The organism is Micromonospora sp. WMMA1976 (assembly GCF_027497335.1).
GTDB lineage: Bacteria > Actinomycetota > Actinomycetes > Mycobacteriales > Micromonosporaceae > Micromonospora > Micromonospora aurantiaca.
Window position 1 is genome coordinate 5,899,396 of sequence record NZ_CP114912.1, and the last position, 23,404, is coordinate 5,922,799.

General features: G+C 74.0%; 19 protein-coding genes. 13 read left to right on the plus strand and 6 right to left on the minus strand.

The window, feature by feature from the left end; genetic code table 11:
* Positions 1–95 precede the first annotated feature (95 nt).
* From eccCa to O7546_RS27285, 4 genes are all read left to right on the plus strand, one after another.
* Positions 96–4,034, plus strand: a complete 3,939-nt coding sequence (gene eccCa / locus O7546_RS27270) for a type VII secretion protein EccCa (RefSeq protein ID WP_281600195.1) — start codon at positions 96–98, stop codon at positions 4,032–4,034.
* Positions 4,035–4,122: 88 nt separating this feature from the next.
* Positions 4,123–5,436: a type VII secretion-associated serine protease mycosin gene (gene mycP, locus O7546_RS27275; RefSeq protein ID WP_194801965.1), complete on the plus strand. Its 1,314-nt coding sequence runs from the start codon at positions 4,123–4,125 to the stop codon at positions 5,434–5,436.
* A 40-nt stretch (positions 5,437–5,476) separates the two neighbouring features.
* The gene (locus O7546_RS27280) at positions 5,477–6,268 is read left to right on the plus strand and encodes a phosphatase PAP2 family protein (protein ID WP_194801966.1); all 792 of its coding nucleotides are present in this window, start codon (positions 5,477–5,479) and stop codon (positions 6,266–6,268) included.
* Between the two features lie 30 nt (positions 6,269–6,298).
* On the plus strand, positions 6,299–7,024 hold the full coding sequence (locus O7546_RS27285) for a phosphatase PAP2 family protein (RefSeq protein ID WP_194801967.1): 726 nt from the start codon (positions 6,299–6,301) through the stop codon (positions 7,022–7,024).
* A 15-nt stretch (positions 7,025–7,039) separates the two neighbouring features.
* Here O7546_RS27285 and O7546_RS27290 read toward each other — a convergent pair whose 3' ends face one another.
* The 6 genes from O7546_RS27290 to O7546_RS27315 form a co-directional block, all read right to left on the minus strand.
* Complete coding sequence (locus tag O7546_RS27290; RefSeq protein WP_194801968.1) at positions 7,040–8,218, minus strand: MarP family serine protease; 1,179 nt, start codon at positions 8,216–8,218, stop codon at positions 7,040–7,042.
* A gap of 76 nt (positions 8,219–8,294) precedes the next feature.
* A complete protein-coding gene (locus O7546_RS27295; RefSeq protein ID WP_194801969.1) occupies positions 8,295–8,987 on the minus strand; it encodes a CoA pyrophosphatase in 693 nt (230 codons plus the stop codon).
* Complete coding sequence (locus tag O7546_RS27300) at positions 8,984–9,586, minus strand: TlpA disulfide reductase family protein (protein ID WP_194801970.1); 603 nt, start codon at positions 9,584–9,586, stop codon at positions 8,984–8,986. Before O7546_RS27300 ends, O7546_RS27295 begins: the two co-directional genes overlap by 4 nt.
* Positions 9,586–10,365, minus strand: coding sequence for an endonuclease III (nth, locus tag O7546_RS27305; protein WP_281600196.1), 780 nt, complete (start codon positions 10,363–10,365; stop codon positions 9,586–9,588). The genes O7546_RS27300 and nth overlap by 1 nt, the downstream gene beginning before the upstream one ends.
* A 59-nt stretch (positions 10,366–10,424) precedes the next feature.
* Positions 10,425–11,558, minus strand: a complete 1,134-nt coding sequence (locus O7546_RS27310) for a CapA family protein (RefSeq protein ID WP_269698172.1) — start codon at positions 11,556–11,558, stop codon at positions 10,425–10,427.
* 193 nt (positions 11,559–11,751) lie between these two features.
* Positions 11,752–12,438 carry an adenosylcobinamide amidohydrolase gene (locus tag O7546_RS27315; protein ID WP_194801972.1) on the minus strand — a complete coding sequence of 229 codons (687 nt, stop codon included), beginning with the start codon at positions 12,436–12,438 and terminating at the stop codon, positions 11,752–11,754.
* 219 nt (positions 12,439–12,657) lie between these two features.
* Here O7546_RS27315 and O7546_RS27320 point away from each other — a divergent pair, with 219 nt between their 5' ends.
* The 9 genes from O7546_RS27320 (at position 12,658) to O7546_RS27360 (ending at position 23,395) form a co-directional block, all read left to right on the plus strand.
* Positions 12,658–13,335, plus strand: a complete 678-nt coding sequence (locus O7546_RS27320) for a Crp/Fnr family transcriptional regulator (RefSeq protein WP_007466162.1) — start codon at positions 12,658–12,660, stop codon at positions 13,333–13,335.
* A 155-nt stretch (positions 13,336–13,490) separates the two neighbouring features.
* Positions 13,491–14,234, plus strand: coding sequence for a metallophosphoesterase family protein (locus tag O7546_RS27325; protein ID WP_194801973.1), 744 nt, complete (start codon positions 13,491–13,493; stop codon positions 14,232–14,234).
* A gap of 103 nt (positions 14,235–14,337) precedes the next feature.
* Complete coding sequence (locus O7546_RS27330) at positions 14,338–14,949, plus strand: TetR/AcrR family transcriptional regulator (RefSeq protein WP_194801974.1); 612 nt, start codon at positions 14,338–14,340, stop codon at positions 14,947–14,949.
* A 33-nt stretch (positions 14,950–14,982) separates the two neighbouring features.
* Entirely contained in the window at positions 14,983–15,777 is a 795-nt protein-coding gene (locus tag O7546_RS27335) for a TIGR03084 family metal-binding protein (RefSeq protein ID WP_194801975.1), read from the plus strand.
* Entirely contained in the window at positions 15,774–17,450 is a 1,677-nt protein-coding gene (locus tag O7546_RS27340) for an acyclic terpene utilization AtuA family protein (RefSeq protein ID WP_281600197.1), read from the plus strand. Before O7546_RS27335 ends, O7546_RS27340 begins: the two co-directional genes overlap by 4 nt.
* Complete coding sequence (locus O7546_RS27345; protein ID WP_194801977.1) at positions 17,447–18,586, plus strand: acyl-CoA dehydrogenase family protein; 1,140 nt, start codon at positions 17,447–17,449, stop codon at positions 18,584–18,586. Before O7546_RS27340 ends, O7546_RS27345 begins: the two co-directional genes overlap by 4 nt.
* Positions 18,583–20,190, plus strand: a complete 1,608-nt coding sequence (locus tag O7546_RS27350) for a carboxyl transferase domain-containing protein (protein WP_194801978.1) — start codon at positions 18,583–18,585, stop codon at positions 20,188–20,190. Before O7546_RS27345 ends, O7546_RS27350 begins: the two co-directional genes overlap by 4 nt.
* A gap of 68 nt (positions 20,191–20,258) precedes the next feature.
* Positions 20,259–22,235: a biotin carboxylase N-terminal domain-containing protein gene (locus O7546_RS27355; RefSeq protein ID WP_281600198.1), complete on the plus strand. Its 1,977-nt coding sequence runs from the start codon at positions 20,259–20,261 to the stop codon at positions 22,233–22,235.
* Positions 22,232–23,395, plus strand: a complete 1,164-nt coding sequence (locus O7546_RS27360; protein WP_262013423.1) for an acyl-CoA dehydrogenase — start codon at positions 22,232–22,234, stop codon at positions 23,393–23,395. Before O7546_RS27355 ends, O7546_RS27360 begins: the two co-directional genes overlap by 4 nt.
* Positions 23,396–23,404 lie beyond the last annotated feature (9 nt).

The following is a 23,404-nucleotide window of genomic DNA, read 5'->3' on the forward strand; positions in this document are numbered from 1 at the left end:
CCATATCGGGCGGAAGGAGTGGGCTGACGGACGAGAGGACTTTACCTACGATGAGCCAGGCTCGGGTTACCCAGAGCCACTTCCGGGGAGGGTGAGTGTCCACTGTCGTCATCAAGCGGCCGCCACGCCGCCCGGCACCGGAGATCCCGGTCGGTGAGCTGCCCGTCGAGGCGCCGCCGGAGATCCCCGCCGCTGCGGGCGGGCGCTGGCAGCAGGCGCTGATGGTGCTGCCGATGCTCGGCGGGACGGTGGCCATGGCGATGATGTTCGGCCGCGGCGGCGGTGCCTACTCGTACGTGGTGGGCGGCATGTTCGGCCTCTCCTCGCTGGCGATGCTGGTGACCACCTGGGGCAGCGCCGGGCCGAAGAAGTCCGAGCTGATGGCCGCCCGCCGGGAATACCTGCGCCACCTGGCCACGCTCCGGCGCCGGGTGCGGGAGACGGCCGGGGCCCAGCGGGCCGGGCTGTCCTACCGCCATCCCGAGCCGGGGCGGCTCTGGTCGACAGTCGACAGTCACCGGGTCTGGGAGCGCCGGCCGGCCGACCCGGACTTCGCGGTGGTCCGGGTCGGTGTGGGCCCGCAGACGCTCGCCACCCCGCTGGTCCCGCCGGTCACCCGCCCGCTGGAGGAACTGGAGCCGATGACGGCCGGGGCGCTGCGGCGCTTCCTGGACGCGTACTCGGTGGTGCCGGACCTGCCGGTGGCGCTGTCGCTGCGCAGTTTCGCCCGGGTCTTCGTGCGCGGCCCGGCCGGCCAGGTACGCGGCGCCGGCTCGCCCGCCGGGCAGGCGCTGGCCCGGGCGGTGCTCACCCAGCTCGCCGTCTTCCACGCGCCGGACGAGCTGCTGATCGCGGTCTGCGCCGGGCCGGAACGCCGCAGCGCCTGGGAGTGGGTGAAGTGGCTGCCGCACGCCCACCATCCGGCGCGCACCGACGCGCTGGGCCCGGTGCGGCTGGTCACCAGCTCCGCCGCCGACCTGGAACGGCTGCTCGACGACGTACTCGGCGCCCGGTCCCGGTTCAGCCCGCACGGCACCGCGACCGACGGGCCGCACGTCGTGGTGGTGCTCGACGGCGGTGACCTGACCGGCGCGACCGACCTGGCCGGCGACGGCGGCATCGACGCCGTCACCGTGCTCGACCTGGACACTCCGCCGCCCCGGCTGCTCGACCGGTACGCGCTCCTGCTCGACCTGGTCGACGGCCGGCTGCACTCGCACTCCGCGGAGGGGCACGCCGAGGTGGGTGCCGCCGACGCGCTGGCGCCCGCCGACGCGGAGGCGGTGGCCCGGCGGCTCGCGCCACTACGGCTGGCCGGCACGGTACGCGGACCGGATGCGCCGCCCGGCACCGAGCTGGGCCTGCCCGAGCTACTGGGTCTGGGCGACCCGGAGAGCTTCACCGCCGAGCAGGGCTGGGCGCCCCGGGCCGCGCGGGACCGGCTGCGGGTGCCGATCGGGGTGGGCGCCGACGGCGGGGCGATCGACCTGGATCTGAAGGAGTCGGCGCAGGACGGCATGGGCCCGCACGGCCTGTTGATCGGCGCGACCGGCTCGGGCAAGTCGGAGCTGCTGCGCACACTGGTGCTCGGGCTGGCCGCCACGCACAGCTCGGAGCAGCTCAACTTCGTGCTCGTCGACTTCAAGGGCGGCGCCACGTTCGCGTCGTTCGAGCGGCTGCCGCACACCGCCGCCGTGATCACCAACCTGGCCGACGCGCTGCCGCTCGTGGACCGGATGGTGGACGCGATAAACGGGGAGCTGATGCGCCGGCAGGAGTTGCTGCGCCGGGCCGGCAACTTCGCGAGCGTGCGCGACTACGAGCGGGCCCGGGCGGCCGGATCCCCGCTGGCCCCGCTGCCGTCGCTGCTGCTGATCTGCGACGAGTTCTCCGAGCTGCTGTCCGCCAAGCCCGACTTCATCGACCTGTTCGTGCAGATCGGCCGGCTGGGCCGGTCGCTGGGTGTGCACCTGCTGCTGGCGAGCCAGCGGCTGGAGGAGGGACGGCTGCGCGGGCTGGACACGCACCTGTCGTACCGGATCGGGTTGCGGACGTTCTCGGCGCTGGAGTCCCGGACTGTGCTGGGCGTGCCGGACGCGCACGAGCTGCCGCGCAGTCCGGGGCACGGCTACCTGCGCTCGGGCACCGACCCGCTGGTCCGGTTCCGGGCCGCGTACGTCTCCGGGGCGGTCCGCCGGCGCGGCGGGGCGGCGGGCGCGTCCGGCGCCGGCGAGGCACGGGTGCTCGCGTTCTCCACCCACCTGGTCCCGGTGCCCGAGCCGCCCGCGCCCGTCGCCCCGCCCGCCGAGGACGACAGCGGCGAGACGCTGCTGGACCTGCTCGTGGACCGGCTGGCCGGGCAGGGCCCGCCCGCGCACCAGGTGTGGCTGCCGCCGCTGGACGCCTCGCCCGCCCTGGACGAGCTGCTCGGCCCGGTCGGCGCCGCCCCGGTACGCGGGCTCACTGTCGCGAATCCGGAGCTGCACGGGGCGCTGCAGGTGCCGGTGGCGGTGGTCGACAAGCCGTTCGAGCAGCGGCGCGACCTGCTCTGGCTGGCGCTGGACGGCGCGGCCGGGCACGTCGCGGTGGTCGGCACCACCCGCAGTGGCCGGTCCAGTCTGCTGCGCACCCTGGTCTGCGCGCTCGCACTCACCCACACCCCGGCCGAGGTGCAGGTCTACTGCCTCGACTTCGGCAGCGGGACGCTCGGCACGCTGCGCGACCTGCCGCACGTGGGCGGTGTCAGCGGGCGCACCGACGGCACCGCGGTGCGCCGTACCGTCGGCGAGGTCGCCGGTCTGCTGGCCGAACGGGAGCGGCGTTTCGCCGAGGCCGGTGTGGAGTCGATGGCCGCGTGGCGACGGCGGCGGGCGGCGGGCGCGCCGGACCCGTTCGGGGACGTGTTCCTGGTGGTCGACGGCTGGAACACGCTGCGCGGCGAGTACGAGGACCTGGAACCCCTGGTCACCGAGCTCGCCACCCGGGGCCTGGCGTACGGGGTGCACGTGGTGGCGAGCGCGCTGCGCTGGTCGGACTTCCGCCCGGCGATCCGCGACCTGTTCGGCTCCCGGCTGGAGTTGCGTCTCGGCGACCCGGCCGACTCGGTGGTGGTCAAGCGCGCGCTGGCGGCCACCGTGCCGGAGGAGCGGCCGGGCCGCGGCATCACCGCCGGCGGCCTGCACTTCCTCACCGCCGAGCCGCGCGTCGAGGCGCTCGGCGCGGAGACCGCCGACCTGGTCAAGGCGGTAGCCGGCGCGTGGAGCGGTCCGCCCGCGCCCCGGGTACGGCTGCTCCCGCCGGTGCTGCCGTACGCCGAGCTGGACCAGAGCGCGACGAGCGGGCCGGCGTTCCCGATCGGCGTGGCCGAGGCGGACCTGTCCCAGGTGGTGCTGGACTTCGCCACCGAGCCGAACTTCCTGGTCTTCGGCGACGCCGAGTGCGGCAAGTCGTCGTTCCTGCGGGCGCTCGCCACCTCGATCGTCAACCGGTTCACCCCGGAGCAGGCCCGGGTGATGCTCGTGGACTACCGGCGCAGCCTGATGGGCGTGATCGAGACGCCGCACCTGATCGGGTACGGCACCGCCGCGCCGCACACCGCCGAGCTGATCGAGTCGGCCGCCGGTTATCTCCAGGGGCGGCAGCCGGGGCCGGAGGTGACACCGGCACAGTTGCGCAGCCGGTCGTGGTGGACGGGACCGGAGCTGTTCGTGCTCGTGGACGACTACGACCTGGTGGCGGGCGGGCCGACGAACCCGTTGCGGGCGCTGGAGGACCACCTGCCGCACGCGCGGGACGTCGGGCTGCACCTGGTGCTGGCGCGGCGCACCGGCGGCGCCGGGCGGACCGCGTACGAGCCGATCGTGCAGCGGCTGCGCGAGCTGTCCACGGCCGGGCTGGTGATGTCGGGCGGGCCGGAGGAGGGCACGCTCGTCGGCCAGGTGAAGGCCGGGCCGCTGCCGCCGGGGCGGGCGCGTCTGGTCACCCGCCGGGAGGGGGTGCGCCTGGTGCAGCTGGCGTATCTCCCGCCCGGGTGATCAGGCTGGCCGAGTTGCCCCGTGACGGCCGGGGCAACCGGTAATCTCCGTGCAGCATGTGTCTGACGCGACCGAACGGCTGGGGAATGTGACAGGGGATCGGCAGGGACTGCCCGGTGGGCCGCCCCGGCGTCTCGCCGGACGCGCGCTGCTCGCCGCCGCCTCGGCACTGGTCACCGTGGCCGGTCCGCTGGCACCGTCGGCACACGCCGCGCCCGCCGCCTCGACCGCCGTGGCGCGGCCCTGGTCGGCCCCCGACCGTCCGCTGCGCACCGACCAGGTACGCGACGAGCAGTGGCAGCTGGAGGAGCTGCGGGCGAAGACCGCGTGGCGCACGTCGACCGGGCGCGGCGTGGTGGTCGCCGTGATCGACTCCGGTGTGGACGGCTCTCACCCCGACCTGGCCGGGCAGGTGCTGCCCGGCCTGGATCTGGTGACGCCGGACGGCTCGGACGGCGCGGACCCGGTGGGGCACGGCACCACTGTGGCGGGGCTGATCGCCGGGCGGTCCGACGACGACCGGGGCGTGGTGGGGCTCGCGCCGGACGCCAAGATCCTCCCGGTCCGGGTCCTCGACGCCGAGAACCGCTACGACGACGCGCTGATCATCGCCAAGGCGGTGCGCTGGGCGGTGGACAACGGCGCCCAGGTGGTCAACCTGTCGCTCGGCGGCAGCAGCGACAACCCGGCCCTGGCCGCGGCGCTCGACTACGCGTTCGCCCGGGACGTGGTGGTGGTCGCCTGCACCGGCAACCTGGCCACCTCGACGACCACCGAGGTCTGGTACCCGGCCCGGGAACCGGGCGTGCTCGCGGTCACCGGGCTGGAGCGGACCAGCGAGAACCTCTGGTCCGGCTCGATCACGGGTCACGAGACGGTGCTCAGCGCCCCGGCCACCGGGCTCTACGGCGCCCGCCCGGAGGGCTACTGGCGGGTGCAGGGGACGAGCTTCGCCGCGCCGCTCGTCGCCGCGACGGCGGCCCTGGTCCGCTCGCGGTATCCGAAGATGTCGGCCGGGGACGTGGTCAACCGGCTGATCAGCACCGCCCGGGATCTGGGCCCGACCGGGCGGGACGACCGGTTCGGCTACGGCCTGGTCGACCCGGTGGCCGCGCTCACCGGTGACGTGCCGCCGGTGGTCCACAACCCGCTCGACGACAACGCCTCCCCCGGCGTGGTGGGCTTCGGGCCGGCACCCGGCGACGGACCGGACACCCGGGCCGCTGCGGCGGGCCGCGGCGGCGACCCACTCGGGCGTACGGCGGAGGGCTGGACCGCCCGGCCGGCCGGGCAGACGGACGTCTCCGCCCCGGAGCGGCTCTGGACCGGCCTGGCCCTGTTCGTCGCGCTCGTCACCGGCACCGCGCTGATGGTTCGCCGGTTCCGGCAGACCCGGCGCTGAACCGGTCTGATCCCGCCCCTGGGTGGGTAGGGGAAGCCCCATGGACACCACCGAGGCGACGATCACGCACCGGTCGTGGCGGCACCGCCGCCTCGACCGCGATCACTCGCTGGGGCTGCGGCTCACCCTGACAGTGGTGGCGGCGTTCCTGGTGCTGGTGCCGTTCGCGCTGATCGCGCTGCTGGTGCTCGGCGCCTGGCCGCCCCTGCTGCGGCTGGACGCCTCGATCACCGACGCGTTCCACGGGTACGCGCAGGACCATCCCGCCTGGGTGGCGGTGATGACGGTCTGGACGCACGTGTTCGGGCCCGGCCCGCTGCGGGTGGCAGCGGTAGTGGTGGTGGTCTGGCTGGTCCGGCGCGGCGCGCCCCGGCTCGCGGTCTGGGTGGTGGTCACCGTGGTCGCCGGCGGCCTGCTCGGCGCGCTGCTCAAGCTGCTCGTCGGCCGGGACCGGCCGGATCTGCTCGACCCGGTGGCCCGGGCCGCCGGCTACTCCTTCCCGTCCGGCCATGCGCTCAACGCCACGCTCGCCGCGGGTGTGCTGCTGCTGGTGTTCCTGCCGTTCGTGCGGGACAGCCGCCCGGGCCGGATCGCGCTGTGGACCGCCGCCCTGCTGGTGACGGTGGTGACCGGGATCAGCCGGATCGCGCTCGGCGTGCACTGGACCAGCGACGTGGTGGGCGGCTGGGTGCTCGGGACCGCCGTGGTGGCCGCGACAGCGGCGGCGTTCGCCACCTGGCGCAGCGGGTCCGGACGGCCGTCCGCGCGTCCGCTGCGCGAGGGGGTCGAGCCGGAGCTGGCCGACCAGCGGCCGGAGTGCGGCCGGGCGTAGCCGGGCCCGCATCGGGGTACAGGCGAGCCCATGTCCGATGTCGTGATCCGAGTCACCCGGCGCGTCCTGCTGCCGCTGGCCCTGCTCTTCGCGCTGATGGTGGGCCTGGGCCTGCTGGTGACCCGGGTACTGGCGCACACCTGGCCGTTCACCGTGGAGGACACGGTGAACCGGGAGCTGGCCGGCGACCGGACGCCGGGGTGGAACGACGTCTCGCTGGTGTTCAGCACGCTCGCCAGCACCCAGATGATCGTCGTGGTCACCGTGCTGGCGGCGCTGGTGTTGCGGCTGGTGCTGCACCGCTGGCGGGAGCCGCTTTTCCTGTGCGCGGCGGTGACCGCGCAGGCGCTGATCTTCCTGTTCACCACGATGGTCATCGACCGGAACCGCCCGGCCGTTGCGCACATGGACGCCTCGCCGCCCACGTCCAGCTTCCCGTCCGGGCACACCTCGGCGGCCACGGCGCTCTACGTCGGCCTCGCGGTGCTGCTGGCGCTGCGGGCGCGCAGCACCCCGGCCAAGATCGGCTGGTGGACGCTGCTGGTGCTGGTGCCGATCGGCGTGGCCCTCACCCGGATGTATCGGGGCATGCACCACCCCAGCGACGTGGTCGCCTCGTTCCTCAACGGCGGCGTCTGCGTGGCGATCATGGCCCGGGCGGTCCTCGACCGCACGCTCACCTGGGGCCGCGCCCATCTGCCGCTGTCCCGCTCCGGTGACGAGGCGACACCGGCGGGAGCGTCCGCGGGCGGCTGAGCGCCGCCGGCCGGCTCAGGTGCAGTCGCCGGTCTCCACTCCCCGGGTACGCTCCGCGCCCGCCAGCGCCACCGGTCGCGCCTCGGCCGCGGTCACCGCGAAGCCGGTGTTGGGGTCGTCCGCCGCCGCCGCGAAGATCACGCCGAGCACCAGACCGTTCGAGGAGACCAGCGGGCCGCCGGAGTTGCCGCTGCGTACCAGCGCCCGGATCGTGTAGATCTCCCGGTTGACGTCACCGGCCGAGTAGATGTCCGGGCCGGTGATCCGGTCGACGTCGCGGATCCGGGCCGGGCGGGCGTCGTACGGGCCGTCGAGCGGGAAGCCGAGCACGATCGCGTCGGCGCCGGTGGCGGCCGGTCCGGCGGCGAAGCGCAGCGACGGCCCGGGCAGCCCCGGTACGTAGAGCACCGCCAGGTCCCGGTCCGGGTCGTAGACGACGACCTCGCCGTCGTACCGCTCGCCGCGCAACTCCACCGCCACCGAGCGGGTGCCGGCCACCACGTGCGCGTTCGTCATCACCCGGTCGTCGGCGTACACGAAACCGGAGCCCTCGATGCGGCGTGAGCAGCTCGGCGCGGAGCCGAGCACCTTCACCACCGACCGCCTGCTGTTCTGCACCACCTGGGAGTTGGCCAGGGCCGGGTCGGGCGGTGCGACCTGCCGGGCCCGGGTCGGCGCGAGGTCGCCGAACACGTCCGGGAAGCCGTTGGTGTCGACCGTGTCGCGCAGCGCGGTGGACAGGTCCTGCGCCTTGTCCGGCAGCACCTGGTCGACGACGGTGAGCAGCGCGCTGTTGCGGACCGAGGAGGCCAGCCACGGCACCGAGGAGGAGCCGAGCGGCACGGCGACCAGCCACGCCACGAGCATGACCGCGATGACCGAGATGAACGCGCCGCCGACGTCGTCGATCTTCCGGCCGGCCGGGCCGGTGATGGCTGCCCGCAGGTTGGAGCCGAGCCAGCCGGCCAGCGCCTGCCCCAGGACCGCGAGCCCGAAGATCGCCACCAGGGAGATCAGCACGCGTGTGCCGCTCGCCGCGAACTGCTGTGCGATCAGCGGCCCGACCTGGAGGCCGAGCAGCGCTCCGAGGAAGAAGCCGGAGAACGACAGGGCCCCGATGACGAAACCCTGGCGGTATCCGCTGATCGCGAACACGAGCATGAGCAGGAGAAGGACGAGATCCACGGCGGACACGCCCCAAGGGTACGGGCACGAGGCCCGTGCTCGGCTCAGCGCTCGCGGAACGTGACCCGGGGATGCGTACGGGTGATCACCGCACCGGGCTCTCGTCGGCCGCCTCGGTGCCCGCCGACGGAGCGGGCGTGGCGTCGACAGGCGGCAGGTCCACCACCCGCGAGTGCGGCCAGGGCCGGGACCAGCCGCCCATCTCCAGCAGCCGGTCGATCACGCCCGCGGTGAAGCCCCAGACGAGCATGCCGCGTGCGGAGAAGGCGGGACCGATCCAGCCGCTCGGGTGGCGTACCCGCATGCGGTTGTCCGGGTCGACCAGCTCGGTGACCGGCAGCCGGGCCACGTGGGCGACCTCGGCCGGCTCGCGCGGGTGCACCGGGTGCGGGTCGTGCCACCAGGCGAGCACCGGGGTGACGACGAAGTCGCTGACCGGGATCCACAGCCGGGGCAGCTCGGCCAGCACTGTGACGCTGCCGGGGTCGAGGCCGACCTCCTCGTTCGCCTCGCGCAGCGCGGTGGCGCGGGCGTCCGCGTCCTCCGGGTCGGCCGCCCCGCCCGGGAAGGCCGGCTGCCCGGCGTGGTTGCGCAGCGTCGCGGCGCGCTGGAGGACGAGCACGTCCGGCCCGGCACCGGGCTCCTCGCCGAGCAGCACCAGCACGGCGCTCTCCCGGCCGCCGCTTTCCGGCGTGACGATGCGGGTGAAGTCCTCCGCCCGCGCGGTGCCGAGCCGGCCCAGCAGCGGATCGAACCACCCCGGCGGCCGTCGGGTCATACCCGCACCCCGAGGTGACGTTCGAGCAGCGCGGCGAGGCGGGCGTCGTCGAGCGCGCCGGTCGCGTCGGTGTGCCGGATCCGGCCGTCGGCGTCGACGAGCACTGTGAGCGGGAACGCGTTGCGTTCCAGCGCGCGCTGGAACGCGTCGCCCTGGTCGAGCAGCATCGGGAAGTCGACGCCGTAGTCCTCGCCGATGGACTGCGCGCCGCCGCGGCTGTCCCGGCTGTTCACGCCGATCACCTGGAACCGGCCGTCGGCCCGCTCGCTGAGCCGCTGGAACGCGGGCAGCTCCTTGCGGCACGGCGGGCACCAGGACGCCCACACGTTGATCACCGCCGGGCCCTTGACGTCGCGCAGGTTCACCGGCGCGCCGCCGGTGAAGCAGTTCAGCGTCAGGTCGGGGAGTTGGTCCCCGGCCTTCCCGGCGGGAGTCGGGGACGCGGCGGCGGGCGCGACGGTCAGCGGGGCGCAGTCGGCGAACGGCGAGGGGCGCTCGGCCCGGGTCGCCGGCGCCGGACGTTCCGGCGCCTCGGTCGTGGCGGTGCAGCCCGCTGCCGCCAGCAGCAGCGGGACGAGCACGTACGCGAACCGGCGCATCACGGCACGTCCGCCGCTGCCGCCTGCTGCGGCACCAGGTCGGGATCGAGGCCGACTGCGACCGCCAGGTCACGGGCCCGGGGGCCCTTCAGCAGCTTGGCCGCGGCGGCCGGCTCGGTCGGCCCGGTGCCGTACGCGTGACACAGCTTCGCCAGCGTGCACGCGCCGCAGGCGGGCTTGCGGGCGTGGCAGACCCGGCGGCCGTGGAAGATCACCCGGTGCGACAGCATCGTCCAGTCGCGCTTCGGGTAGAGCGCGCCGATCGCGTGCTCGATCTTCACCGGGTCGGTCTCGGTGGTGAGCTGCCACCGCTGCACCAGCCGCTGGAAGTGGGTGTCGACGGTGATGCCGGGGACGCCGAAGGCGTTGCCGAGGATGACGTTCGCGGTCTTGCGGCCGATCCCCGGCAGGGTCACCAGGTCGTCGAGCCGCCCCGGCACCTCGCCGTCGTACCGCTCGCAGAGCGCCCGCCCCAGGTTGATCAGGGAGCTGGTCTTGTTGCGGTAGAACCCGGTGGGCCGGATCAGCTCCTCCAGCTCGGCGCGGTCCGCCGCGGCGTAGTCGGCCGCGGTGCGGTAGCGGGCGAACAGCTTCGGCGTGACCTCGTTGACCTTCTTGTCGGTGCACTGGGCGGACAGGATCGTCGCCACCGCGAGCTCCAGCGCGTTGCCGTGGTCGAGCTCACAGTGCGCGTCGGGGTGCGTCTCGGTCAGCACACGGCCGATGCGCCGGGCGCGGCGCGTACGGCCGAGGTCGGTCTCGGGGGAACGCGTGGTCACGTCGGCCAGCCTACGTCGCGGGGCCGACGCTCCGGCGGCTCGGCGCGGCCGGGGTGCGCTCAGCCACCCGCCGGTGCGGTGATCTTGCCGGTCCCGTCGAGCTTCGCGCCGGTGTCCGGGAAGTCGGACCGGTTCAGGTCACGGACCAGTCCGAGGCCGCGGTCCTGCCGGTCCACCGACGGACGGCCCACGCCGTTCATCACGGTGGAGGTGAACGTGCCGCCGACGAACGTCCCCTCGGCGGTGAGCGACACCTTGAGCACGCCGCCCCAGCCGAGCCGGCCCGAGCTGTTCAGCGACTTCCCGCCGCCGGCGAAGTTGCCCAGGCTGTATGCGATCAGCCGCCCCTTGTAGAACTCCATCCCGCGCAGCACGTGCGGGCCGTGCCCGATGACCAGGTCGGCGCCGGCGTCGATGACGGTGCGGGAGAAGCGGATCGGGTCGCCGCGGTTCTCGCCGAAGAACATCTCCGTGCCCGGCTTGACCCGGGTCTTGTCCGCCCCCTCGGCGCCCATGTGCACCTGCACCACCACGAGCTGGGCCTGCTCCTTGGCCATCTCGACCACCTGCTTGGCGGCGTTCAGGTCGACCAGGCTGTTGGACCAGGGGTACGACGAGAAGCCCACCACGGCGACCTTGATGCCCTTGACGTCCACCACGGTGATCTCGCCCGGCGCGCCGGTGTGCTTGAGCCCGTGCGCCTCCAGCGCCGACTGGGTGTTCTCGTAGCCCTGCCGGCCGTAGTCGTAGCCGTGGTTGTTTGCCTGGTTGAGCAGCTGGAACCCGGCCGAGCGCAGGTGCGCGGCGTAGCCGGGCGGCGCGCGGAACTGGTAGCAGTTCTTCGGCTCCGGGCCGCACTTGCCGGCGCCGGTGTCGTCGGTGAGCGGCTCCTCCAGGTTGCCCATCACCAGGTCGCCCTTGAGCGCCGACTTCACGTCGTCGAAGAAGCCCTTGCCGCCGTTGGGCGGCAGCCGGTCCGGCGCGTTGCCCATGATCACGTCACCGGTCGCGGTGAGCGAGATCGACGGCTCCTTCGACGCGCCCGGCGCGGCCGGCTGGTCACCCGTCTCGGGCCCGGCCGAGCCGGTCGACCCGCCGCCCTGTCCCGCCTGCCACCGGGGGTCGCCGCCGGACCCGCCGGCGTCGCCGCCGCAGCCGGCGACGAACAGGACGGCGACGAGCGCGGCGAACACGGCCAGGCGCCGGCCGAGCACCGCGCGACGCGGGCCGGGCACGGCGGCGGGCGGTCCGGCGACGGCGGCGCGGAGGGTACGGGGCACAGAGCGGGCGGAAGCGTACATCGTCGGCGACGCTACCGTCCCCGGAACGCCGCGACGAGGGCCGATCGGTCGGAAAACCCGGCGTGTCGCGTGTGCCGGGCCCACGTCAGCCCGCCCGCCGGTCGGACCAGGGCACCACGGTCCCGGCGCCGCCCGAGCGCACGGCGGCGTGCACGGCCCGGGCCAGCGGCGCACCCCAGGCCGACCGGGGACCGCCGTACGGGGCCGGATCGCCGTCGGCCGGGCAGAGCACCGTCACCGCGTCGGTGGGCGTGCCGGTGGCGGGCAGGCCGAGTTCCCAGATCGCCTGGGCCTTCGCCTCGGTGGCGGTGGCCACGGCGTTGACCAGGGCGGCGTCGCCGAGCCGCACCGGGACGTACACGACGATGTTGACGGTGCCTACGTGCTGCGCGGGCCGGGCCGGCTCGCTCGCGGCCGACGGCGCCGGCCCGGGGGCGGCGGCCCAGACCGGCGTGCCGAGGCCGACAGTCGCCCAGACCCGGACGCCGCCGTCGGTGCGGCGGACCACCTCGCTCACGTCCACGCCGGTCAGCAGCCCGACCCCGGGCCCGTCCAGGTCGAGGCCGTGCGCCAGCTCGGCCAGGTGCGCGGCGGGGTCGTCCCGGTCGTACGACATGGGGACCGTCGCGTTCAGCACCCACCGGCGGACGCCGATCCCCCCGCCCAGCGGCGCGGAGCCGACCGCCAGCAGCGGCGACTCGGCCCGCCAGGCCAGCAGCGGGATGTCCCAGCCGGATTCGGACCGGCTGGTCAGGAACGGCTCACACAGCACGCCGGTCACCCTACGATCACAGGTGGGAACGGGTGGCGCCGGCCCGGGCCGGAGGCGGGATCTTAGCCGCTCCCCAGGTCGGGTGGGTTACGCCCAACGATCAAGATTCCAGGGGTGCACCTCTGATTCCTGCTCATGTGCGCCTAGACTGGCGGCGCGCGAGGGATCAGCGGACGGCAGACCCGGCCGACGGACGGCACGCGCAGGCGGAGGTGCGCGATGGACGAGGTACTGGCCCGCAGCGGGATCTTCCAGGGTGTCGACCCGGAGGCTGCCGAGGCGCTCGCCAAGGAGATGGAGACGATCGAGGTCCGCAAGGGCGAGATCGTGTTCAACGAGGGCGAGCCCGGCGACAGTCTCTACATCCTCCTGTCCGGCAAGATCAAGGTGGGTCGCCGCGCGGCGGACGGCCGGCAGAACCTGATCGCCGTGATGGGCCCGTCGGACATGGTGGGTGAGCTGTCGCTCTTCGACCCCGGTCCGCGTACGGCGACGGCCACGGCGGTCACCGACACCCGCCTGGTCCGGCTGCGCAAGCAGGCGTTGCGGCCGTGGCTGAACAACCGGCCCGAGATCGCCGAGCAGTTGCTGCGGGTACTGGCCCGCCGGCTGCGGCGGACCAACGACTCGCTCGCCGACCTGATCTTCACCGACGTGCCGGGGCGGGTCGCCAAGAACCTGCTCCAGATGGCCGGCCGGTTCGGCACCCGTGACGGCGGCGTGCTGCGCGTGACGCACGACCTCACCCAGGAGGAGATCGCCCAGCTCGTCGGCGCCTCCCGGGAGACCGTCAACAAGGCGCTGGCCGACTTCGCCTCGCGTGGCTGGCTGCGGCTGGACGGCAAGAGCATCATCATCCTCGACCCGGAGCGCCTGGCCCGCCGCGCGCGGGTCTGATCCTCCGTACCGGCTTCCCGGCCCGGCCCGCCACCGCGCGGAGCCGGGCCGATGCCGTCTTCTGCGCAGGCCGGGCCGGCCGCCTCTGAGCAAGCCGGCTCTGCCCGCCGCAGAATCGCTTGGTGCTCCCGCGCCGGTGCCGCCAGGCTGGGACGATGCCCGATCGCATCGCCGTCCTCTCCGACATCCACGGTGTGCTGCCCGCGCTGGAAGCAGTGCTGGCCGAGCCGGACGTGGCCGCCGCCGACCTGATCGTCCTCACCGGTGACCTGGCGGCCGGTCCGCAGCCGGTCGAGGTGCTGGACCGGCTGACCGCGCTCGGTGACCGGGCCTGCTGGGTCGGCGGGAACGCCGACCGGGAGCTGGTGCAGGCGCGGGCCGGCAGGTCATCCCCGATCGCCGTCTCCAACTGGGCCGCCGGGCAGCTCCGCGACGACCAGGTGGCCCGGCTGGCCGCGCTGCCGCCGTCCGTCACGCTGCCGGTCACCGGTCTGGGCGACGTGCTGTTCTGCCACGCCACCCCGCGCGACGACGAGGAGGTCGTGCTCGTCGACTCGCGGCTCGACCGCTGGGCCGAGGTCTTCGCCGGCCTGCCGGTCGAGGTCGGCACGGTGGTCTGCGGGCACACGCACATGCCGTTCACCCGGCTGGTCGACAGTCGCCTGGTGGTGAACCCGGGCAGCGTCGGCATGCCGTACGGGGGCGCGGGCGCCTGGTGGGCACTGCTCGGCCCGGGCGTGCAGATGCGCCGGACGCGCTTCGACGTGGACGCCGCCTGCGCCCGGATCGCCGCCGAGTCCACGTTCCCGGATGCGGCGGCCTGGGCCGACGAGTACGTCCGCTCCCGTCACTCCGACGCCGACGCGCTCACGGTCTTCGCTCCGCGCGACGGCCGCTGAGGCGTTAAAAGGGGGCCCTTCCTCTACCGCAGGCGTCAACAAGGGCCCCCTCCTAAAAAAAGTCAGGCTTGACTGTTTGTTTTGGACGGGGCACGCTGTCTGCGTGTCGAGCCGGGTTCCGCAGCAGGAGCGCAGCCGTGCCACCCAGGCCCGGCTGCTGGAGGCGACCGTCGAGTGCCTGGTGGAGCACGGCTGGTCCGGCACCACCACGACTGTGGTGGCGGCCCACGCCGGCGTCTCCCGGGGCGCCCAGCTGCACCACTACCCGACGAAGGCCGCGCTGGTGACCGCCGCCGTCACCCACCTGACCGAGCGCCGGGCGGCCGAGCTGCGCGCCGAGGCGGCGCACCTGCCGGTCGGCCCGAAGCGGCTCGACGGCGTGGTCGACCTGCTCGCCGCCTCGTTCACCGGCCCGCTGTTCGTGGCCGCGCTGGAGCTGTGGGTGGCCGCGCGTACCGACGCCGAGCTGCGCGCCGCGCTGGTACCGCTGGAGGCGCGGATCGGCCGCGAGATGCACCGGCTCACCGTCGAGCTGCTCGGTGTGGACGAGCGCAGGCCGGGCGTACGCGAGTCGGTGCAGGCCACCCTCGACCTGCTGCGCGGCCTCGGCGTGGCCAACCTGCTCAGCGACGACTCGCCCCGCCGCGCCGCCCTGCTGCACACCTGGAAACGCCAGCTCGCCGCGCTGCTCACCCCCGAGAGCGAGCGGCACTGATCCCCTGACGCCCCACCCCCGCCCGGAGGCACAATGGTCGACCTGACAGCCCTGCTCGCGGATCTGGCCGCCGAGTCCGAACAGCTCGACGCGCTCGTCGCGGATCTGCCGCCGGACGGATGGGAGCAGCAGACACCGGCCCCGGGCTGGACCGTCGCACACCAGGTCGCGCACCTGGCCTGGACCGACCACGTGGCCTACCTGGCGGCCACCGACGAGTCCGCGTTCTTCGCCTCGGTGATGGCCGCGCCGGACCCGTCGCGCCTGGTCGAGGACGGCGCCGAGTCCTTCCTCGCACCCCCGGCAGCGCTGCTGACCCGCTGGCGTACCGGCCGGTCGGCGCTCGCCGGGGCGCTCGCCGCCGTCCCGGCCGGGCAGAAGATCCCCTGGTACGGCACCAGCATGTCGCCCACCTCGATGGCGACGGCCCGGCTGATGGAGACGTGGGCGCACGGCGAGGACGTGGCCGACGCGCTGGGCGTCAGCCGTACCCCGACGCAGCGCCTGCGGCACATCGCGCACCTCGGCTTCCGTACCCTCGGGCACGGCTTCTCGGCCCACGGCCGCGACGTGCCCACGGTGCCGGTGCGGGTCGAGCTGACCGCACCCGCGGACGGCGAGGTGTGGGAGTTCGGACCGGCCGACGCGGCCGACCGGGTGACCGGCCCGGCGCTCGACTTCTGCCTGCTCGTCACGCAGCGCCGGCACCGCGCGGACCTGGCCCTGACCGCCACCGGGCCGGTGGCCGACGAGTGGCTGGACGTGGCCCAGGCGTTCGCCGGCCCGCCCGGCGGCAAGCGGGAACCGGCGAACGGAACCCCCTCATGAGCGTGCTGCGGATCGGGAACGCGTCGGGCTTCTACGGCGACCGTTTCGCCGCCTGGCGGGAGATGCTCGACGGCGGCGAGCTGGACGTGCTGACCGGTGACTACCTGGCCGAGCTGACCATGCTCATCCTCGGCCGGGACCGGATGCGCGACCCGTCGCTCGGCTACGCCAAGACGTTCCTGCGTCAGGCGGAGGGCGTGCTCGGCACCGCGCTGGAGCGCGGCGTCACGCTGGTCACCAACGCCGGCGGTCTCAACCCGGCCGGGCTGGCCGACGCGATCCGGTCGCTCGGCGACCGGCTCGGCCTTCAGGTCCGGGTCGGGTACGTCGAGGGCGACGCGATCCAGCGGCCGGACGCGCTGACCGCGAACGCCTACCTGGGCGCGTTCGGGATCGCGGCCTGCCTCGACGCGGGCGCGGACGTGGTGGTCACCGGGCGGGTCACCGACGCCTCGCTGGCCGTCGGACCGGCGATCGCCCGCTTCGGGTGGACCCGCGACGACCTCGACGCGCTGGCCGGCGCGACGGTGGCCGGGCACCTGATCGAGTGCGGCGCGCAGGTCACCGGCGGCAACTTCAGCTTCTTCACCGAGCTGCCGGACGGCGGGCACCGGCCCGGCTTCCCGATCGCGGAGCTGCACGCGGACGGCTCGTCGGTGCTCACCAAGCACCCCGGCACCGGCGGCGCGGTGACAGTCGAGACGGTCACCGCCCAGCTGCTGTACGAGGTGGGCGGGCCGGACTACCTCGGGCCGGACGTGGTGACCCGGCTGGACACCGTGCGGCTGGAGCAGGAGGGCCCGGACCGGGTACGCGTCTCCGGGGTGCGCGGCACGCCGCCGCCGGACACGCTCAAGGTGGGCGTCAACAACCTGGGCGGCTTCCGCAACTCGATGACGTTCGTGCTGTGCGGGCTGGACATCCCGGCCAAGGCGGCGCTGGTCCGGGGGCAGATCGAGGAGTCGGTCGGCACGGAAGGGCTGGAGTTCACGCTGGCCCGTACCGACCACCCGGACACCGGCGACACCGAGGCGGCCAGCGCGCTGCTGCACGTACACCTGCGCGACGGCGACAAGTCGCGGGCCGGGCGGACGTTCTCGGCGGCGGCGGTGGAGCTGGCGCTGGCCTCGTACCCGGGCTGCACGCTCACCACGCTGCCCGGCGACGCGACGCCGTACGGGGTGTTCACCGCCGACGCGATCGCGCAGGACGCGGTCGAGCACGTCGCGGTGCTCCCGTCCGGCGAGCGGGTGCCGATCCCGCCGCCGACGGTGACCGGCGGTTTGCAGGGGGCCCCTGTACAACACGAGGCGTTGACAGGGGGCCCGTCCTTACCCGCAACCCGGCGGGGGCCGCTCGGTGAGCTGGTCGGGGCGCGGTCGGGCGACAAGGGCGGCGACGCCAACCTGGGCGTCTGGGCCCGTACCGACGCGACCTGGCCCTGGCTGCGCGACTGGCTGACCGTGGAGCGGCTGGCCGAGCTGCTGCCGGAGACCGCGGCGCTCACCGTCGAGCGGTACGAGCTGCCGAACCTGCGCGCCGTCAACTTCGTGATCCGTGGGCTGCTCGGGCAGGGCGTGGCCGCGTCCACCCGGTTCGACCCCCAGGCCAAGGCGCTCGGCGAGCTGCTGCGCTCCCGGGTGGTCGACCTACCGACGGAGGTTCCGGCATGACCATCGTGGACACGCCGGAACGCCGGCAACTGCGCGAGCTGACCCGCTCGTTCGTCACCCGGGAGGTGCTGCCGCACCTGTCCGACTGGGAACGGGCGGGCGAGGTGCCCCGGTCGCTGCACGAGACCGCCGCCAAGATCGGTCTGCTCGGCATCGGCTTCCCGGAGTCGGTCGGCGGCAGCGGCGGTGACCTGCTCGACTCGATGGTCGTGACCGAGGAGATCATCCGCTCGGGCGGGTCGTCCGGGCTGGTGGCCGCGCTGTTCACGCACGGGATCGCGCTGCCGCACATGGTCGAGACCCAGGACGAGGCGCTGATCGACAGGTACGTCCGGCCGGCGCTGGCCGGGACGATGATCGGCGCGCTGGCGATCACCGAGCCGGACGGCGGCTCGGACGTGGCGGGCATCCGCACCTGCGCGGTACGCGACGGCGACCACTACGTCGTAAACGGCTCCAAGACGTACATCACCAGCGGGGTCCGCGCCGACTTCGTCACCACTGCGGTCTGCACCGACTTCCCCGGCTCGGGCTCGGTCAGCCTGCTCGTCATCGACAAGGGCACGCCCGGGTTCACAGTGGGCCGGCGGCTGGAGAAGCTGGGCTGGCACTGCTCCGACACCGCCGAGCTGTCCTTCGTCGACGTGCGGGTGCCGGTGACGAACCGGGTCGGCCCGGAGGACACCGGATTCCTCGCCATCATGCAGCAGTTCGCCAACGAGCGGCTGTCGCTCGCCACCCAGGCGTACGCGACCGCGCAGCGCTGCGTGGACCTGTCGGTGCAGTGGTGCCGGGACCGCTCCACGTTCGGCCGGCCGCTCGTCGGTCGCCAGGTCGTCCGGCACAAGCTGGCCGAGATGCACAGCCGCACCGACGCGGCGCGGGCGTACGTGCACGACGTCGCCGAGCGGGTGGCCGCCGGGCAACCGGTGGTGACCGAGGTGGCGATGGCGAAGAACGTGGCGGTGGCCACCTGCGACTGGGTGGTCGACGCGGCGCTGCAACTGCACGGCGGCTTCGGCTACATGCGCGACGCCGAGGTGGAGCGGCACTACCGGGACGCCCGTCTGCTCGGCATCGGCGGCGGCACCACCGAGATCATGAACGAGATCATCGCGAAGGGCATGGGCCTATGAGCACGACTGTCCTGCAGAGCACCATCGACCCGTCCGCGCCCGCCTTCACCGCGAACCGGGAGGCGCTGCTGGAACGCCTGGCCGAGCTGGAGTCGGCGCTCGACCAGGCCCGGGGCGGTGGCGGCGAGAAGTACGTGACGCGGCACCACAACCGCGGCAAGCTGCTCCCCCGCGAGCGGATCGAGCTGCTTCTCGACCCGGACAGCCCGTTCCTGGAGTTGTCGTCGGTGGCCGCGTACGGCACCGACTTTCCGGTCGGCGCCAGCACCGTGACCGGCATCGGCGTGGTCGAGGGCGTCGAGTGCCTGATCGTGGCGAACGACCCGACCGTACGCGGCGGTGCGATCAACCCGTGGTCGCTGGCGAAGACCCGCCGGGCGGGTGAGATCGCGGCGGCCAACCGGCTGCCGATGGTGAACCTGGTCGAGTCGGCCGGCGCGGACCTGCCCACCCAGGCGGAGATCTTCATTCCCGGCGGCCGGGTGTTCCGCGACCTGACCCGGCTTTCCGCGCAGCGGATCCCGACCGTGAGCGTGGTCTTCGGCAACGCCACCGCCGGTGGCGCGTACGTGCCGGGCATGTCGGACTTCACCATCATGATCCGGGACCGGTCGCAGGTCTACCTGGCCGGGCCGCCGCTGGTGAAGATGGCCACCGGTGAGGTCACCGACGACGAGTCGCTCGGCGGCGCGGCGATGCACGCCACCACGTCCGGCCTGGCCGACTTCCTCGCCGAGGACGAGCGCGACGGCATCCGGCTGGCCCGGCAGTGCGTCCGCCGGCTCAACTGGCGCAAGCACGGCCCGCCGCCGCGCAACCCCCACCCGCTGCCACCCCGGTACGACCCGGAGGAGCTGCTCGGCATCGCCAGCGCCGACCTGAAGGTGCCGTTCGACCCGCGCGAGGTGCTGGCCCGGGTGCTCGACGACAGCGCGTTCGACGAGTTCAAGCCCGGCTACGGCACCGCGCTGGTGACCGGCTGGGGTGAGCTGCACGGCTACCCGGTCGGCGTGCTGGCGAACGCCCGGGGCGTGCTGTTCAGCGAGGAGGCGCAGAAGGCGGCCCAGTTCATCCAGCTCGCCAACGCGGCGGACACACCGCTGGTCTTCCTCCAGAACACCACCGGCTACATGGTCGGTACCGAGTACGAGCAGCGCGGCATCATCAAGCACGGCGCATTCATGATCAACGCGGTGTCGAACTCGAAGGTGCCGCATCTGACCGTCAACCTGGGCGCCTCCTACGGCGCCGGCAACTACGGCATGTGCGGCCGGGCGTACGAGCCCCGGTTCCTGTTCACCTGGCCGAACGCGAAGTCGGCGGTGATGGGTCCGGCACAGCTCGCCGGGGTGCTGTCCATCGTGGCCCGGCAGGCCGCCGCCGCGCGGGGACGCGAGTACGACGAGGACACCGACGCCGCCATGCGAATGATGGTCGAGCAGCAGATCGAGTCGCAGTCCGGCGCGCTGTTCCTGTCCGGGCGGCTCTACGACGACGGGGTGATCGACCCCCGGGACACCCGTACCGTCCTCGGGCTGTGCCTGTCGGCGATCCACAACGGACCGGTGAAGGGCGCCGACGGTTTCGGCGTCTTCCGGATGTGACCTGTGAGCGCGAGGAACGCAGCGAAGCGGAGTCCCGCAGTCGCGAACGAAAGGCAGGCTCAGCGCCAATGATCACGAAGCTTCTGGTTGCGAACCGGGGCGAGATCGCCCGCCGGGTCTTCGCCACCTGCCGCGCCCTCGGCGTGGCCACCGTCGCCGTGCACTCCGACGCGGACGCCGACGCGCCGTTCGTCGCGGACGCCGACCAGGCCGTCCGGCTGCCGGGCAACACGCCGGCCGAGACGTACCTGCGCATCGACGCCATCCTGGACGCGGCCCGGCGTTCCGGCGCGGACGCCGTCCACCCCGGCTACGGGTTCCTGGCCGAGAACGCCGAGTTCGCGGCGGCGGTGACCGACGCGGGCCTGACCTGGATCGGTCCGTCGGCCAAGGCGATCGCGGCGATGGGCGACAAGATGGCCGCCAAGGCGCTGCTCGCCGACGCGGGCGTGCCGATGCTACCCACCTGGACCGACCCGGCCGAGGTCACCGCCTTCCCGGTGCTGGTCAAGGCCGCTGCCGGTGGCGGCGGCCGGGGCATGCGGATCGTCCGCGACGCCGCCGGCCTGGCCGAGGCCGTCGCGGGCGCGCGCCGCGAGGCGGCTGCGGCGTTCGGCGACGGCACCGTCTTCATCGAGCGGTACGTGGAACGCGGCCGCCACGTCGAGGTGCAGATCTTCGGCGACACCCACGGCACGGTGGTGGCGCTCGGGGTACGCGACTGCTCGATCCAGCGCCGCCACCAGAAGATCGTCGAGGAGGCACCCGGTGTGCTGCCCGACGACGTGCGGGCGGCGCTGCACGAGGCGGCGGTGGCGGCCGGGCGCGCAGTCGACTACGTCGGCGCGGGCACCGTGGAGTTCCTGCTCGCGCCGGACGGTCAGGTGCACTTCCTGGAGATGAACACCCGCCTCCAGGTGGAGCACCCGGTCACCGAGCTGACCACCGGGCTGGACCTGGTGCGGCTGCAACTGCTCGTCGCCGAGGGCGAGCCGCTGCCGGTCACCACCACGCCGCCGGCCGACGGTCACGCCATCGAGGTACGGCTGTGCGCCGAGGACCCGGCTCAGGGTTTCCGTCCGGCCACCGGCACGCTGCACCGGTTCGCGATCCCCGGGGTCGCCGCCGAGTTCGGCCCGGCCCGCGGGCTGCGCCTGGACTCGGGTGTGGTGGACGGCTCGACGGTGAGCGTGCACTACGACTCGATGCTGGCGAAGCTCATCGCCTGGGCGCCCACCCGCACCGAGGCGGCCCGCGCGCTCGCCGGCGCGCTGGCCCGCGCCGAACTGCACGGCGTGGCCACCAACCGGGACCTGCTGGTCCGTGTGCTGCGCAGTCCGGAGTTCGCCGCGGTGGACGTGGACACCGGCTTCCTGGACCGGCACCCGGAGGTGTTCGCGCCGCTGCTGCCTGCCGAGCAGCTTCCGGTCGCGGCGCTGGCCGCCGCGCTGGCCGGGGCCGCCGCGCGCCGGGCCGCCGCACCGGTGCTGGCCGGGCTGCCGTCGGGCTGGCGCAACGTGCCGTCCTTCCCGCAGGTCACCCGCTTCACCGGCCCCGGCGACGAGGAGATCGAGGTCCGGTACCGGCTCGACCGCACCGGCGGGCTCGCCGAATGGTCCGTGTCGTCGTCCGACGCCACCCCGGCCGTGACTGTCGTCGACGCCGGCCCGGACCGGGTGGTGCTCGACGTGGACGGGGTGCGGCGGGCGTTGCGCGTACACCGGGCGGGGTCGTCGGTCTTCGTGGACGGCCCGGACGGGGCGGCGAGCCTCACCGAGCTGCCCCGCCTGCCCCTGCCCACCGCGGAGCTGGCGGCCGGGTCGCTGCTCGCGCCGCTGCCCGGCGCGGTGACCCGGGTGCACGTCGAGGTCGGTCAGCGGGTCGCCGCCGGTGACCTGCTGCTGACGCTGGAAGCGATGAAGCTCGAACATCCCGTGCTCGCCCCCGCCGACGGCGTGGTGACGGAGCTGCCGGTGCCGGCCGGCGGCCAGGTCGAGACGGGTGCCGTACTTGCCGTGGTGGACCCCGAGGAGGACCCGCAGTGAACTTCGACCTGACCCCCGAGCAGGACCAGCTCCGCGACGCCGTACGGGCGTTGGGCCGCAAGTACGGCCACTCCTACTTCGTCGAGAAGGCCAAGTCCGGCGGGCACACCGACGAGCTGTGGCACGAGGCCGGCCGGCTCGGCTACCTGGGCGTGAACATCCCCACCGAGTACGGCGGCGGGGGCGGCGGCATCACCGAGCTGGCGCTGGTGTGCGAGGAGCTGGCCGCGACCGGCTGCCCGCTGCTGCTCCTGGTGGTCTCCCCCGCCATCGCGGCCACGATCATCAACAAGCACGGTACGGAGGAGCAGCGCAAGAAGCACCTCCCCGGCCTCGCCGACGGCTCCCAGAAGATCGTCTTCGCGATCACCGAGCCGGACGCCGGTTCGAACTTCCACCGCCTCGCCACCGTGGCCCGGCGCGACGGCGACGACTGGCTGCTCAGCGGCCGGAAGATCTACATCTCCGGGGTGGACGAGGCCGGCCACGTGCTCGTGGTGGCACGTACCGAGGACGCGTCCACCGGGAAGCTGAAGCCGGCGCTGTTCATCGTGCCGACCGACGCGCCCGGCCTGGAGAAGTCCAAGCTGGACATGGAGATCCTGTCGCCGGAGAACCAGTTCCTGCTCTTCCTCGACGACGTCCGGCTCCCCGCCGACGCGCTCGTCGGTGAGTCGCTCGACGCCGGGCTGCCCGCGCTGTTCGCCGGGCTCAACCCGGAGCGCATCACCGTCGCCGCGATGGGCGCCGGCACCGGCCGGTACGCGATCGAGAAGGCCAGCGACTACACGTCCACCCGCAAGGTGTGGGGCGGGCGTTCGATCGGCTCGCACCAGGGTGTGGCGCACCCGCTGGCGCACGCCGCAGTGCAGGTCGAGCTGGCCCGGCTGATGATCCACAAGGCGGCCACGCTCTACGACGCGGGCCGCGACCTGGAGGCCGGCATCTCCGGCAACATGGCCAAGTACGCGGCGGGCGAGGCCGCCGCGCTCGCTGTCGACACCGCCGTCCAGGCGCTCGGCGGGGCCGGCATGACCACCGAGTACGGCGTGGCGACGCTGCTCGGCGCGGTACGCGCGGGCCGGATCGCCCCGGTCAGCCGGGAGATGATCCTCAACTTCGTCGCCCAGCACGTCCTCGGCCAGGACAAGTCCTACTGACCGAGGTGG

Coding starts and splice junctions, on each gene's coding strand:
- O7546_RS27280 (WP_194801966.1), top strand. CDS start 5,477: ATGGACACCACCGAGGCGACGATCACGCACCGGTCGTGGCGGCACCGC.
- O7546_RS27285 (WP_194801967.1), top strand. CDS start 6,299: ATGTCCGATGTCGTGATCCGAGTCACCCGGCGCGTCCTGCTGCCGCTG.
- O7546_RS27295 (WP_194801969.1), bottom strand. CDS start 8,987: ATGACCCGACGGCCGCCGGGGTGGTTCGATCCGCTGCTGGGCCGGCTC.
- O7546_RS27300 (WP_194801970.1), bottom strand. CDS start 9,586: ATGCGCCGGTTCGCGTACGTGCTCGTCCCGCTGCTGCTGGCGGCAGCG.
- O7546_RS27320 (WP_007466162.1), top strand. CDS start 12,658: ATGGACGAGGTACTGGCCCGCAGCGGGATCTTCCAGGGTGTCGACCCG.
- O7546_RS27325 (WP_194801973.1), top strand. CDS start 13,491: ATGCCCGATCGCATCGCCGTCCTCTCCGACATCCACGGTGTGCTGCCC.
- O7546_RS27335 (WP_194801975.1), top strand. CDS start 14,983: ATGGTCGACCTGACAGCCCTGCTCGCGGATCTGGCCGCCGAGTCCGAA.
- O7546_RS27340 (WP_281600197.1), top strand. CDS start 15,774: ATGAGCGTGCTGCGGATCGGGAACGCGTCGGGCTTCTACGGCGACCGT.
- O7546_RS27345 (WP_194801977.1), top strand. CDS start 17,447: ATGACCATCGTGGACACGCCGGAACGCCGGCAACTGCGCGAGCTGACC.
- O7546_RS27350 (WP_194801978.1), top strand. CDS start 18,583: ATGAGCACGACTGTCCTGCAGAGCACCATCGACCCGTCCGCGCCCGCC.
- O7546_RS27355 (WP_281600198.1), top strand. CDS start 20,259: ATGATCACGAAGCTTCTGGTTGCGAACCGGGGCGAGATCGCCCGCCGG.